This is a genomic window from Klebsiella sp. BIGb0407 (genome assembly GCF_024807845.1).
Lineage (GTDB): Bacteria > Pseudomonadota > Gammaproteobacteria > Enterobacterales > Enterobacteriaceae > JGM124.
Genome location: NZ_JANUEQ010000013.1, coordinates 36,289 through 50,410 on the forward strand (window position 1 = coordinate 36,289; position 14,122 = coordinate 50,410).

Genomic DNA, 14,122 nt, shown 5'->3' on the forward strand with positions numbered 1-14,122 from the left:
CATTCTTTTAATAAAAAAACCAGAGACATTGATGATGACCACCAATAACAAACACTATGTGGTAAGCGCCAGCCGGTTCTCCCGTAAAAAAATCTCCGTCATATTGACGACGTTACTCGGTACGGCTTTACCTTTGCACGCAGCGGTACAGCAGGAAGATACGTTAGTCGTTACTGCGACTACCGCCCCGGAATCGCCTTCTTTACCCCTAAAAGGGATTGTTGCTAAAAGTAGCGATGCGGCAACAAAAACGGCGACCCCTCTGTTACTGACACCACAAAGTGTTTCTGTGGTCACACGTGCTCAGATGGAAGCGCAGGGCGTAGCATCTGTCTCTGATGCGCTGAGTTATACCAGCGGTGCTTTTACTAATTATCGCGGTTCTTCTAACCGTAACGATGAAGTGGTGGTTCGTGGTTTCCGTTATGCACCGAAGTTTCTTGATGGTCTGAGTTATGGGTTGAGTGGCCAGGGTGGCGCGAGTGGTCAGATAGATCCCTGGATGCTTGAGCGTGTGGAATTAGTCCATGGCCCGGCATCCGTGTTATATGGACAGGTTAACCCTGGTGGTCTGATTAATATGACCAGCAAGCGCCCGACAGTGGAACCTATCCATAAAGTGCAGGCCCGTGCGGGTAATCAGCATTTGGGTGAAGTGGCTTTTGATTTTGGCGGGACATTGAGTGATGACAACTCATTGCTCTATCGTCTGAACGGTATTGCCAGTACTCAGCATCAATTTGTTAAAAACTACAAAGAAGAACGTTTTGCGATTGCCCCGGCGTTGACCTGGCTACCCAATAGCGATACCAGCTTTACCTTATTAGCCCATTACCAGAATGACCCTAAAGCGGGCTTCCGCAACTTCCTGCCGGATGTGGGAACGGTTAAGCCAACGGATGAAGGGCAGTATATCCCTTATGATATGGATGTCAGTGATCCTGGATATAATTTGTCGAAGCGCGAACAGACTTCAGTAGGCTATCTGTTTGAGCATAATTTTAATGAAAATATCACCCTGGCGCAGAACCTGCGTTACTCGACCATCAATACCCGAAATAAATATATGGTCTACACCTGGAGCAATCCAGAAATCTCACAGACCAATATTTCCCGCCGTGCCCAGCGTGAAGACGGCCATGGTAATGAACTCGCTTTCGATAACCACCTGAATGCTAAATTCGATACCGGGCAGTTATCCCATAACGTGATTATCGGTCTGGACTATAAATGGAGTGATACCACGTCTGAACTGTGGCGCGTGGGTGGCGATAAATATAACTTCGACTGGGCTAATCCGGTTTACGGCATACCGGTTGATGAAAGTGAGATGACAAAGACTATCGACAGTCGGAAAAAGCTCGACCAGTTAGGTCTTTATTTACAGGATCAGCTGGAATGGCAAAACTGGAACCTATTGATGTCAGGGCGACATGACTGGAGCGAAGTGCGTTCCTTCGATCGCACTAACGGTTCCCAGCAGAAACAAAATGACGGCAAGTTCACCGGCCGTGCTGCGTTGCTGTATGCATTTGATGTCGGCCTGTCCCCTTACATCAGCTACAGTACCTCGTTTGAACCTAATCTCGACAGAGGGGCTCCGGGTACAGCCGCCTTTAAACCGACGACCGGTGAACAAACGGAAGTCGGGGTAAAATATCAGCCGGTGGGAAGTGATACTCTGCTGAGCCTGTCGCTCTTTGATATTACGCAAAGGAATATTACGTCCTACAATAATGGTCTGGGTTATAACGAGCAGATCGGTAAAATCCGCTCTAAAGGATTTGAGAGCGAAGTGCACTCTCAACTGACGCCTGAAATTGCGGTGATAGCCAATTACACGCTGACAGATCAGGTGATTAAAGAGAGTAATAAGGCGAATGAGGTAGGCAAAGCGATGGGGGCGGTTCCGCGCCATATGGCTTCGTTGTGGAGTACCTATACTTTCCTGAATAGTCCTTTACAGAGCCTCACCTTTGGTGGCGGCGTCCGTTATACCGGTAGCAGCTACGGCGATAATACCGAAACCACCCGGGTCCCCGCTTATACATTATATGACCTGATGACCCGCTATGATCTTGGGGAAGCGATTCCTACTCTGAAGGGTACAACGGTACAGTTTAATGTCAGTAACCTGACAAATAAGCACTATGTTGCCTCCTGTAGTAACAGCGCAGCGTGCTTCTACGGCTCTGGCCGCAGTATGTTCGCAACGGTGAGTTATAGCTGGTAGTTTTAGGTTGAGCTAATACAAAACGGCACCTGACTCAGTTAAAGTCAGGTGCCGTTCAGATTAACCCCTAATTTTAGATGCCGCTAATGGCATTACCACCAGACTTCAGCTTGCACCCCCGCCATAAACTCATTGTTACTGTTGTCATTAAACTTAAAGTTCGACAGCTCGTTATCAATAATATTGAGGTAGGTTCCGTAGAAACGAATTTCCGGACGAGAGCCTAACAAGCTAGGTCCGACTTTCAGTGCATGGTAGAGCGTGGTTTTGTAACCCGACTCTTTCAGGCTGACACCCTGTTCAGTTTTATTCTTCTGAGTAAACCAGGCTAACTCAACGCCGGTTTGGTTCCAGGTATCCCATATCCACGCCGGGCGGACAACGGTACGGAAGCTGTTGAAATCACTGTGGGCGCCGCTCTCGTAACTATAGACATCATTACCATGTGACCAGACCAGAGCGTTGGCCATAATGATATTATCTGAGAGATACATCTCACCCTGGGAAATCAGACGCCAGGCTTTGCCGTCGGTTTGTTCGCCGTAGTAATAGCGACCATTCCCCATGGAGTTACTGGCACCTGAGAAGTTAGCGAAGCTACTGGCGTAGGAGTTATTCGCAACCTGTAAGGTAAACTCATTGAAGGTATCGCGCGGCAGATCCTGACGGATAATCGCGGTTCCCATCCAGGTATCTTTCAGCTCAAAGAAGGAGTTATTACTTTCGTTACTCTTCTGGGCGTCTGTTTTATTGGCAAACGCATATTTACCCATCAGCGACAGCGAACCTTTCTCCCAGAGTGGAATATTACGGTAGCGCAGATCGACCGAGTTGGTATTCATCTGAGTGGTACGGCTGAAATCACGGGAATAGACATCGACATCGTTACGGCTGACGGACGCATCTAACTGGCCTACGCCCAGATCCCAGTTTTGAATACCGACACCTGCGGCAACTTGTGTGGTGAGTGACTTCCAGTCGAGCATCTGAATTTCATATTCAGGCAGCTTGTGTTTCCCGACCCAGAAATCCGCTTCCGGTGCAAAAGGCAGGAACCCGCGCGTGGTCAGGAAAATATCGCTGAACTGCATAATATTTTCGTTACCGGCATCATCACCAAACCAGGCGTCATTATATTGCTCGCCAACGTTACCATCGTAGGTGACGATTGCGTTAGCGGTCTTACCATCCTGATTATAGACCCGCTGATTAAGAGTTAAGTCGAACCAGCCGCTCATTTCATTACCAAAACGACCCAGTGAACCCGCCGCATAGGTTTGCGCGGAGCCACGGTTAGCGGCGGCCCAGCCGGAACGGAAGTAGCCTTCATAGCTGAAGCCGATATCATCTTTAATATATTTACTGACATCTTTCATGGTGACATTTTCAACGCGTGTTTTACCGCCTTCATTATTCACCACGGCAATTTTTTGAGTGCTGGTCACTGGGGTTGGAGCAAACACACTTCCGGCAACAGGGTTTTCATTTTCAATATTATCAGCAACCGGGGCTGAGGCGGTCAGATTATCCTGGGATGCGGCATAAAGCATATTTCCTTGAGTGCTTTGTTGTAATACCGCCACTTTGTCTTTATAAACGGCCAGTTCTTTTTGTGTTTTCTTTAATTCATTTTTATTTTCTGATAATTGGTTTTCGAGCATTTCCAGGCGTTGTTCAACGGTTAATTTAGCCGCCAGAGTATTTGTCGAGGATAAAGCTAAAAGTACGGATAAAGACAATAAGCTAACCTTCAATTTACTTGAATACATAGGGGAACCTTTAATTATTATATGCCTTCAGCCAGAGAGGCTGAAGGCTGGTGGTGTTATTTTGACGCGAGCATTTCTTTTCTTAAGGCAATAATCTCTTTTGCCAGATCCTGACACAGCATGGCTGTCATCAGATGATCCTGGGCATGAACAAGGATCAGATTGACGGTGACTTTTCCGCAACCTTCATCCTGCCCGATTAATGCTGTCTGAATTTTATGGGCTTCCCGGCAGGCCAGTTCTGATGATTCCATCAGCTGGTCTGCTTCATCCCATGATTTGTTACGTGCTGCGGATATCGCTTCCATGGCATCAGAACGGGCTTGTCCGGCATAGATAAGCAGTTCCATAACAGTACTTTCATCGGCAAACATGGTTCTTCTCCGTAATAGTATTATTTCGTAGCCTCGGCGGTAAGGACCTTATTAGAGGCAATAACAAAGGGTAAATAAATTAATGTTGATACCGCCAGACACAAGAGGCCTACACACAGCGCGAGCCAGTTTCCTCCTGTACCAAAGAAGGCAATTAATGGCCCGGGCGTGGTCCAGGGGACGGCATAAGCAATTGGCGGAATAATTTCCATGGTGACAAAGAAATAACCGATTAAGCTGTTAACAAATGGCACGGTAATAAATGGCACGACCATAATCGGGTTTAATACAATCGGCAGGCCAAAAATAACCGGCTCATTAATATTAAACAGTCCCGGAATAAAGGCCATTTTGGCGATATCACGATAATCAGTACGACGTGAAGCAATGAAAATAGCCAGCAACAGGCCCAGCGTCATGCCTGAACCACCGTAGTTGGCAAAGGCATCATTGATGCTACCCCAGGTAATAGGGTAAGGCGCTCCCCAGGTAGTTCCGTTAGTTGCCGCGAAGGAGAGGTTTTCCAGATTGGCTTCAGAGAAAATGGTTTCGCGGATAGCGGCAACCGTATTCGGGCCGTGAATACCCAGTACCCAGAGGAAGTTGGCTACGACACCGAGGATCAGAACCGCAACGATGTTAGTGCCCATATCTTTCAGCGGTGCCTGGATCAGGGTATAGATCAGCTCATTCAGGCCATTAGGTGAGATTTTCGTCAGCAGATAGTTCAGGACTGAGAAGAAAACCATGACAAAGAAAATAGGGATCAAAACTTTAAATGACCGGGCAACCGCCGGGGGAACGGCATCGGGCATTGTGATGGTAATTTTCGGGTTACGAGACAGGCGACAAAATATTTCGCTGGTCAGCATCGCAACAATAATGGCAACAAACAATCCTTGTGGGCCCAGGTATTGAGTCGTCAAATAAGCCTGACTGTCCACCATATGATAGGGGGTATAGACCACAAAGAAGGCGCCGATTGCCGTTAATCCACATAACAAATCATCTTGCTGATAACTGATCGCGATATTACGTGCGACCAGAAACGCAATCATAATCGACATGATATTAACGGAACCATTCATGACCGGCGAAAAAACGTTTTGTGCTTCAGCTAAGTTAGGGAATATCGTTCCCAGATGTAGCAGTGAAGCAATAAACCCATCCGGTGACAGAATGGCAAAGTTAATTAATACGATCAGTGAGCTTGCCATGACGATAGGGAATGACAAGATAAATGCATCACGAATAGCCGAAACGTGTATCTGAGAATTTAATTTAATCGCGATAGGGACAAGAATTCTTTCCATGCCGCGTTCAAAGGCATCCATTAAACTCATGATGAGCCCTTTATAGTTAATATACTCTTCACACCAAAAAATGCCTGAATAAAACTTATGTTTTATTCCTGCAAATGTTCAGCGATTAGGAGTATGAAATTGTTATTGGATACGTGTTATTTATAAAGCAGTTTAATATCATAGCCGTGGCAAGTTATTTTCATTAATAAATGAAAAAACTTACCCGAGTATAAAAATAGAATTTATGCAGTTATGAGCCACATGAAGACTAGTGGTTTTCAATCAAATTCAAGGCTGTTTCTAATACCGCTTTTCCATCCATCTGGCCGTACTGTTTCATATCGATAACGGCGACGGGAATTTTCCCTTGGGTAATATCTTCAATTTCTTTTTTCTGGAAACGAACCTGAGGTCCTAACAGTACAACATCGGCCTCATTTTTCTTGATTTTATCCTTAGCTTCAGAGATAGCGAGAGCATTAATATTGACTTCAACTTGGCTTGCACCAGCATGTTCCTGCATACGTTTTACCAGCATACTGGTTGACATGCCTGCTGCACAGACTAAGAGTATATTCTTCATAGTGATCTTCTCGATAGATGTTGCTGTTCAGGTTGAGAAACAAGTTAATGAATATCAATCTGAACATCTGCCATTTTGATCACAGTTAGTAAGGGCTGAGTGGTTTAAAAACAGAGATAAAAATGAACATATGCTACATTTAGTAGTGGGATTTGATTGTAAATAACTGATTTAAAATTAAAAAAAGAGGTTCAAAAGTGGTTTACAAAGATGTCATTATCTTACTAAAAAGTAAAATAGCCAGCCCGACCTACAATATTGGCGATATGCTTCCGACCGAAAAGGAGCTGGCAGAACTCTATAATGTCTCGCGTAATACCCTGCGAAAAGCACTGAAAGTACTGGAAGATGAAGAGTTTATTGAACGGCGGCATGGTTCAGGTACTTATATCAGAAATAAGCATTTTCAGACCTCCGTGACCCATATGGACAGCTTTACTGAAATTGCTAAAAAAGAAGGAAAAAAGGCCAACAGTCAGGTCTTAAGGTTTGAACTTCAAACTGCTTCAGAGGATATTGCCGGTCGTTTACGTCTGGCTGTGGGAGATCCTGTTTATTATTCTAAACGATTACGCTTTATCGATAATATTCCGATGCAGCTGGAAGAAACCTGGATGTCGGTGAATCAGTTCCCTGATTTGACGATTAACCATATGAAACAATCGAAGTTCTCGTACATTGAGAAAGAGTGTGGGATTCAGATAATCGGCTGCTATGAGTCGTTCCAGCCGGTACACCCGACGCATGAAATTGCCAAAATGCTCAATATTAGTACCCGCGATCCGATTATAAAAATGGAAACGCAGTCGATCGATGAGAGTAATAACCCCGTTGATTACTCTATTCTTTACAATAACTCCTTCGAATTCCAGGTTAAATATTTCTTATCGCGCAAGATGTTAACTCATATTCCCTGACAGAGAATTTTCTTTTTTCATCAGCAATGAATTGTGCTGCCGGGAGACTGGATTGTGAATACTGATCACAGTTCCCGGTTAAAAAATGGTTCAATAAAAATCAAATAACTGCACCTCTTACCCAGAGAGAGTGGAAACTATCACCTTTCTGTGACCTGAGTAATTGTAAAACAGGTTCAAAAGTTGTTCATTTCGTTAACTCTCCTTACCTTGCTTATTAGCCGGGTGATTCATTAGTATTTTCCTAAACCTGACGCCAGATAATTAAGCTAAAACCTATCAAGCTTTATTTACTGGTTAATAACACCAGCATGTCATCGTTTTTCCCTCTCTCAAGAGGAAGGGAACATCATCAATTGAATGTCTGGTAGACAGAGGTCATCGCATGAATATTGCTGCATTTGATATCGGTGGTACTGCGCTAAAGATGGGAGTCATTACCTCTGGCGGCAGAATACTGGATAAGGGAAAAGTTACAGTTAACGAGTGCGATGGTGAGCAAATCTTGCAGGCCATGTTGCAATGGATTTCGGTCCATCCTAAGTGCGAAGGTATCGCCATTAGCGCGCCGGGTTATGTTAATCCGCATACCGGTTTTATTGAAATGGGTGGCGCTATCCGTCGCTTTGATAACTTTGATATTAAAGCCTGGCTGCAAGAACGAACCCATCTTCCGGTGGCGATTGAAAACGATGCGAACTGCGTATTACTGGCTGAACGCTGGCAGGGTAAAGCGGCTTCTATGGCTAACTGCTTAGTGATGACCATTGGTACCGGAATCGGTGGCGCCATTCTCTGCAATAACCAACTGGTACATGGAGCACGTTTTCGTGCCGGGGAATTTGGCTACATGGTGACTGAGCGTCCCGGCCCACGCAATATCCGCCGTTACACCATGAATGAAACCTGCACGCTGCGAATTTTGCGCCAGCACTATGCAGACTATGCGGGCCTGACTTTAAGCGAAGTGACGGGCGAAGATGTCTTCGCCCTCTACGATTCTGGAGATCTTGTTTGCCAGCGACTGGTCGATGATTTTCTGAATAACCTGGGTCTCGGTCTCTATAACCTGGTGAATCTGTTTGATCCCCAGACCATCTTTATCGGCGGCGGTATTGTTGAACGCCCGGGATTCCTCGCACTGCTTCGCAAACATCTGGCTTGGTTTGGTATCGAACAATCTATCGATACCGTCAGCCACGGCAATGATGCCGGGCTTATCGGTGCGGTTTACCATTTTAATCAGCAATCTGACCAGTCGTAGACTGGCCATCTCTCATTGAGGAACAGAATATGTCAGGATTTAAAGAAGGATTTCTGTGGGGCGGCGCGGTTGCAGCGCACCAACTGGAAGGTGGCTGGAAAGAGGGCGGAAAAGGCGTCAGCGTCGCCGATGTGATGACCGCTGGTGCGCATGGTGTCCCGCGTGAAATTACTGACGGAGTCATTGCCGGGAAAAATTATCCTAACCATGAAGCTATTGATTTTTACCATCGCTATAAAGAAGACATCGCTCTGTTTGCCGAAATGGGCTTCGGTTGCTTCCGGACCTCTATTGCCTGGTCGCGTATCTTCCCACTGGGTGACGAGCTGGAGCCAAATGAAGCGGGCCTGCAATTCTATGACGACCTGTTTGATGAGTGCCTGAAACACGGAATAGAACCGGTAATCACGCTCTCGCATTTTGAAATGCCTTATCACTTGGTGACCGAGTACGGCGGCTGGCGTAATCGTAAACTGATCGAATTCTTTGTCCGTTTCGCCAAAGTCGTTTTTGAGCGCTATCAGCATAAAGTGAAGTACTGGATGACCTTTAACGAGATCAACAACCAGGCTAACTACCACGAAGACTTTGCGCCATTTACTAACTCAGGTCTGAAATATACCGCAGACGAAGACCGTGAGCCGGTAATGTACCAGGCTGCACACTATGAGTTAGTTGCCAGTGCTCTGTCAGTCAAAGCGGCGCGTGAAATTAACCCGGACTTGCTGGTGGGTTGCATGATAGCCATGTGTCCAATCTACCCTCTGACCTGCGCACCTAATGATATTATGATGGCGATGAATGCCATGCATCGTCGCTACTGGTTTACCGATGTTCATGTCCGCGGAAAATATCCTCAGCACCTGCTGAATTACTTTGAACGCCGTGGTTTTGAACTCGATATTACCGAGCAGGATCTGGAAGATCTACAGCAGGGTTGTGTCGACTATATTGGCTTTAGTTACTATATGTCTTTCGCCACTAAAGCGACCGACGATAACCCGCAGCTGGACTATGACGAAACCCAGAGTCTGGTGCCTAACCCACATATTCCTAAATCTGACTGGGGCTGGGCGATCGATCCTGTTGGCATCCGTTACTCGATGAACTGGTTCTGGGATCATTATCAGCTGCCACTGTTTATTGTTGAAAATGGTTTTGGCGCGATCGACGTTCGCAACGATGATGGTTCGGTGGACGATCAATACCGCATCGACTATATGTCGACGCATATCGCTGAGATGAAAAAAGCGGTGGTTGAAGATGGCGTTGATCTGATGGGCTACACCCCTTGGGGCTGTATCGATCTGGTTTCTGCGGGTACGGGCGAAATGAAAAAACGCTACGGTATGATCTACGTTGATAAAGACAACGAAGGTAATGGCACCCTGGATCGTAGCCGCAAGAAATCTTTTGACTGGTATAAGAAAGTCATAGCGTCTAACGGTGAAAACCTTTAATCGACGGCGTTATCTCCTGCTTCTGGCTGAGAAAGCCAGAAGCAGGAAACACAAAAACATAAAGGATTGAGTCAGTTGCCTGATGACCAGGCTTAGCGGATAATCGTTTGCAGGTAAGCCCATATTAGAATATGCAGACGGAACTCCCATCGTGATCGATTTTCATCACTATATTACACAAGCAAAATACTACGACGAAACCCTGACCGATAGCGCGATTATCACTGAAGATAATATTGCTGGTCTCAGTTACTCCCTCTATTTGCAGCATGATGAGCCGGACCATGTAGTCACTATTTATCATGGCGGTGGCGTCAATCGTGCCGCTGGCTATCCCATTCTGGCCCAACAACTGAGTACGATCCCGGGCGTCGCTGTCTGCCTGGTTGATATTCGTAGCCATGGAGAATCAACGGGAGAACGTGGGAAAGTTGAGAGCCCTGAGCGCATCTGGGAAGATGTTGATACCCTGTCAGGTGAAATTAATCGCCGCTTTCCACAGGCACGTAAACATTTACTTGGCCATTCCAGCGGCGCTGGCATGCTGCTGAACTATCTTACCCGCTATCCGTTCAAACAGCATGCCGATAGCCTGATTATGCTGGCTCCTGAACTTGGCCCCTTTGCCAGAATAGCTCCCGCTACGACTATTACCCAAAGCTTTGCCAAAGTGCGCAAGTGGCCATTTATCATTAATGCTATCAGCGGGGGATTATTGTTTGGGCAGTTCCCGGCCATCAAACTTAATTTCCCGGCCTCAGTACTGGCGACGACGCCAGGTCTTGTCAGTAAGTACAGCGTTAATATGGCGAATGCCCTGACTCCGCGTAACCCGGACAAGCAGCTGACTGAACTGCCGCTACCAACGCTCTTCCTGGCGGCTGGTCGCGATGAACTCTTTAGCGCTCAGTCATTAGCTGATTTTGCCAGCCGGTATGGCAATGCCCGGCTTCAGTTCAGATTGCTTGAAAATAGTACACACCTGGACTGCATATTTAGTGCTTATCGGGATGTGGGGCAGTATTTAACAGAATATTAACGGAAGGGCGGCTGTCAGGTAAAGAAATATGGCAGCCAGTAAGTATAGCACTGTTCCGATGAAGCAGAAAAAAGTAATACCTGATATTTTAAATAATGGGAGGTAGAGATGATAAATGGAATGATCTCTTTGATTTCTTACTTAATATCTGGCCATATTATTGGATTATTTATTACAGGGTCAATTTTAAGGATAAGAATATGGCAGCAGTAATTGATAAAGCACTAGACTTCATTGGCGGTATGGATACCTCAGCAACAGAACCACATTCAATGGATGAAAGCACGATTAAAGGAATGCTTAAGTATTTGAAAGAATTGGGAGTGTCCACTGATGTCACTGATATTACTGCACGCGGTAATCAGGATGGGTGGAATACCGGCTTTACCAGTAAAATCGTCGAATGGGCCGACAGGGTTGATTCCGGCGAACATATTGTTATCAAAAACCCAGAGTATTTTTCTTCCTATATGCGGGAGCAACTCAGAGAGTTGGTGTGAGTAACAAACCCCTTAACTGACTGACCTGACCGGACGCTTTACCTTATACCAGGTGGCGTCCATTTTATATTTAAATAATTTAGCTTCCGCGATAAGTTGAATATCCGTACTGACTCAGCAATAGAGGTACGTGATAGTGCTCACCCGATTTTTTCACATTAATAATTACCGGGACATCAGTAAAGAAAGTATCTTGTTTTTGCGCGGCATAATAAGCGCCTGTTTCAAAGGTTACGCGATAATTTCCTGGTTCAATATCTTTTCCTTCCGGATACAGACCCGCAATACGGCCATTATCATTAGTGACAGCCGAATTTAAACGGACCCACTTATCCCCCTCTTTTTTATCCAGTAATACGGTGACCCCTTCTGAGGGAATACCCGTTTGTAGATTAAGAACATGAACGCTCAGTGGGTTTTTAACCATGGGAGTTGTTGCTGCAAGTGCAAGTCCTGATGCAGTTATTAGTGTTAATGCCAGCGAAGATTTCAATATATTATTCATGTTAACTCCAGTGAGAGGTGATAAAGACTAATATACCTCTAAAATTAGTCCCGACAGCCTTTGGATGTCAACGGCAGAAAGTTAAACTTTTGTTTAATATTATCCATAGCTACAAGGGTGTATATATTGGTTATATTTTATATATCGTAGGTATAATCTGCCACAGAATAACACCCGAGAAAAAGATTAAAATAGCACCCGCAGCACGCTCAAACAGATAAATACGCCGTTTTAAATGATACTGAATCGCAGGCAGACCAATCGATGATACCACCAGGAGATTCCAGATAAACACCACGCTTACCATCCATAGCCCACAGATACTTTGCTGTAATACCGTGACATTAGCGCCCAGCAGACTGGTCATGAGCGCCAGATAAAACAGCGCATTCTTGGGATTCAACAGGGATGATGCCAGCCCCAGTAAAAACTGTGCCGGAACAGAAGGGCGCTGCACTGTAACAGCATTAAGCACAATGCCTTCAGGCTGACTACGACAGAGCCGGGAACCAATCCATAACAGATAGGCTGCCCCAGCCAGTTCAATGGCGATAAATAAATGGGGCATCTCACGTAGCTCACTCCAGCCGATTATCGCCAGCAGAATATAGAGCGCATTACCGGTCGCAATACCCGCCACAATCCCGATACTGCCCGCAACCCGGTAGCGAATCGCATATCCGGTTAATAAGAAAAAATCGGGGCCGGGACTTAAAAGTGCAACAAAATGGGATATCACCAGCAGTGGAAAGGCAGCAGGAAACAAGCTTTGCCATAGATCCATGATAAAAAACCTCAGTTAATCGTTTCTGAGGCCACTGTATGGCAGACGCAGTACTAATTATTGTCCATTATTGATTTACTCAGGGCATATTGTCTGGGCGTAGCGGCGGTATAACGAACAAAGGTTTTGTGGAAATGGCTCTGATCGGCAAACCCGCTATCATTCCCGGCATCAATGATATTTCTGCCCTCACGTAACAGAGATTTGGCATATTCAATGCGAGTGATATTTAAAAAACTTCCCGGCGTGAGCCCGGTATCCTGTTTAAAGGTTCTGATCAGCGTCTCTTTACACAGGGATATTTCCTGAGCCAGAGTGTCAAGCGTTGGTGGTGACTCCGGGCAGGCGAGAATACGTTGCTGCAATACCTGGCTTGAAGAACGCAGCGGCGGAGCGATGGCCGGTTGTATCCCCGGAAGATCACGCACAAACCTGGTTATTGCCGCGGTAATATCGCTGATATTATTGCGCTGTATCGCACAGACAATATTCAGATACTGCTGGAAAAGAGCGGCATCCTGAATCACCGGCTGGGTACTGAGCAGGGGCTGTAAACCATATCCGAGTGCTGCCTGGCACCATTCAACATCAAGATAGAGCATATGATAGCTACGCGCTCTCGAGCCCACAGGATTACAACTGTGTGGTGCGCCAGCATTAATAACCACAATATCCCCAACCTGCAACTGACAGACAATTCCGTCAATCACGCAGCATGTTCCACCTTCAATAATCGCCCCCAGAGAGAGCTGTGCATGCTGGTGAAGCTTATAGGCACAAGTACTTGCCCAAGTTGAACGTAACTCCACCCAGGAAAGCTCTGAACACCGCCAGAAAGACTGATTAATATCGCGTACCTGGGACACTATAGCTCTCCGCCAGCCTGATGCCATCTTACCAGTCATAAAGCATACAGGTTTAGTGCTAGGGCTGCGACGTTAATACTTGTTATGGCTTCCTGAATAATTTTGGTTTTTAGCCATTTTTAGGCATACCTTTTTCTAAGGCGCTGATTTTCGTTTTCCAGCTTTTTCAGACGTGCAACGCGATTTTTTCATAGAATTCTCATCAGTTCAGATTACGAGAAAATTATATTTATAAACACACCAGTTTTTAGGGCGAGTGGACATGAAGTATTGTAAAAATTCTATTCGAATACAAGTAAATGACTGTGATCTGAAACCGTAAACGCAGGTATGTGGGTTAGCATTCCGATACAATCCGGGCAACCCTACAAAGTGAAGGCCACAAAGCAGCAGGCAAAGACATATTTGATAAAGAAGTAAAATGCGGCTAAAATTATTTTTGACTTAAAACTCTTATTAATTTAAATTTTTTATTATTCTCAATGAAATACTTAAGGATGAAATCATTGTGACGGCATATAAAA

The 14,122-nt window shown here is 45.6% G+C and carries 13 protein-coding genes; 6 read left to right on the plus strand and 7 right to left on the minus strand.

From position 1 onward, the window contains the following. The first annotated feature begins 31 nt into the window (after window positions 1-31). A complete protein-coding gene (locus tag M2387_RS24570; protein WP_259053271.1) occupies window positions 32-2,233 on the plus strand; it encodes a TonB-dependent siderophore receptor in 2,202 nt (733 codons plus the stop codon). 92 nt (window positions 2,234-2,325) lie between these two features. Here M2387_RS24570 and M2387_RS24575 read toward each other — a convergent pair whose 3' ends face one another. From M2387_RS24575 to M2387_RS24590, 4 genes are all read right to left on the minus strand, one after another. After that, window positions 2,326-4,002 carry a carbohydrate porin gene (locus M2387_RS24575; protein ID WP_259053274.1) on the minus strand — a complete coding sequence of 559 codons (1,677 nt, stop codon included), beginning with the start codon at window positions 4,000-4,002 and terminating at the stop codon, window positions 2,326-2,328. 56 nt (window positions 4,003-4,058) lie between these two features. Continuing rightward, entirely contained in the window at window positions 4,059-4,376 is a 318-nt protein-coding gene (locus tag M2387_RS24580; protein ID WP_259053277.1) for a PTS lactose/cellobiose transporter subunit IIA, read from the minus strand. 20 nt (window positions 4,377-4,396) lie between these two features. Then, window positions 4,397-5,719 (minus strand): PTS sugar transporter subunit IIC, encoded by a 1,323-nt coding sequence (locus tag M2387_RS24585; protein ID WP_259053280.1) that lies wholly within the window; start codon window positions 5,717-5,719, stop codon window positions 4,397-4,399. Window positions 5,720-5,948: 229 nt separating this feature from the next. Continuing rightward, a complete protein-coding gene (locus M2387_RS24590; protein WP_259053282.1) occupies window positions 5,949-6,263 on the minus strand; it encodes a PTS sugar transporter subunit IIB in 315 nt (104 codons plus the stop codon). Window positions 6,264-6,460: 197 nt separating this feature from the next. Here M2387_RS24590 and M2387_RS24595 point away from each other — a divergent pair, with 197 nt between their 5' ends. The 5 genes from M2387_RS24595 to M2387_RS24615 all read left to right on the plus strand — a co-directional run bounded on the left by M2387_RS24595 (window position 6,461) and on the right by M2387_RS24615 (window position 11,443). Then, entirely contained in the window at window positions 6,461-7,180 is a 720-nt protein-coding gene (locus M2387_RS24595) for a GntR family transcriptional regulator (RefSeq protein ID WP_259053284.1), read from the plus strand. A 385-nt stretch (window positions 7,181-7,565) separates the two neighbouring features. After that, window positions 7,566-8,444 carry a beta-glucoside kinase BglK gene (gene bglK, locus M2387_RS24600; RefSeq protein ID WP_259053286.1) on the plus strand — a complete coding sequence of 293 codons (879 nt, stop codon included), beginning with the start codon at window positions 7,566-7,568 and terminating at the stop codon, window positions 8,442-8,444. A gap of 29 nt (window positions 8,445-8,473) precedes the next feature. After that, window positions 8,474-9,904 (plus strand): 6-phospho-beta-glucosidase, encoded by a 1,431-nt coding sequence (locus M2387_RS24605; RefSeq protein ID WP_259053289.1) that lies wholly within the window; start codon window positions 8,474-8,476, stop codon window positions 9,902-9,904. Between the two features lie 151 nt (window positions 9,905-10,055). After that, window positions 10,056-10,943, plus strand: a complete 888-nt coding sequence (locus tag M2387_RS24610) for an alpha/beta hydrolase (protein WP_259053291.1) — start codon at window positions 10,056-10,058, stop codon at window positions 10,941-10,943. Between the two features lie 200 nt (window positions 10,944-11,143). Beyond that, entirely contained in the window at window positions 11,144-11,443 is a 300-nt protein-coding gene (locus M2387_RS24615; protein WP_259053293.1) for a DUF1889 family protein, read from the plus strand. Window positions 11,444-11,522: 79 nt separating this feature from the next. Here M2387_RS24615 and uraH read toward each other — a convergent pair whose 3' ends face one another. The 3 genes from uraH to M2387_RS24630 all read right to left on the minus strand — a co-directional run bounded on the left by uraH (window position 11,523) and on the right by M2387_RS24630 (window position 13,598). Beyond that, entirely contained in the window at window positions 11,523-11,948 is a 426-nt protein-coding gene (uraH, locus tag M2387_RS24620; protein ID WP_259053296.1) for a hydroxyisourate hydrolase, read from the minus strand. Window positions 11,949-12,078: 130 nt separating this feature from the next. Beyond that, a complete protein-coding gene (locus tag M2387_RS24625; protein ID WP_259053298.1) occupies window positions 12,079-12,732 on the minus strand; it encodes a LysE family translocator in 654 nt (217 codons plus the stop codon). A 53-nt stretch (window positions 12,733-12,785) separates the two neighbouring features. Next, the gene (locus tag M2387_RS24630; RefSeq protein ID WP_259053300.1) at window positions 12,786-13,598 is read right to left on the minus strand and encodes an AraC family transcriptional regulator; all 813 of its coding nucleotides are present in this window, start codon (window positions 13,596-13,598) and stop codon (window positions 12,786-12,788) included. Between the last annotated feature and the right edge of the window lie 524 nt (window positions 13,599-14,122).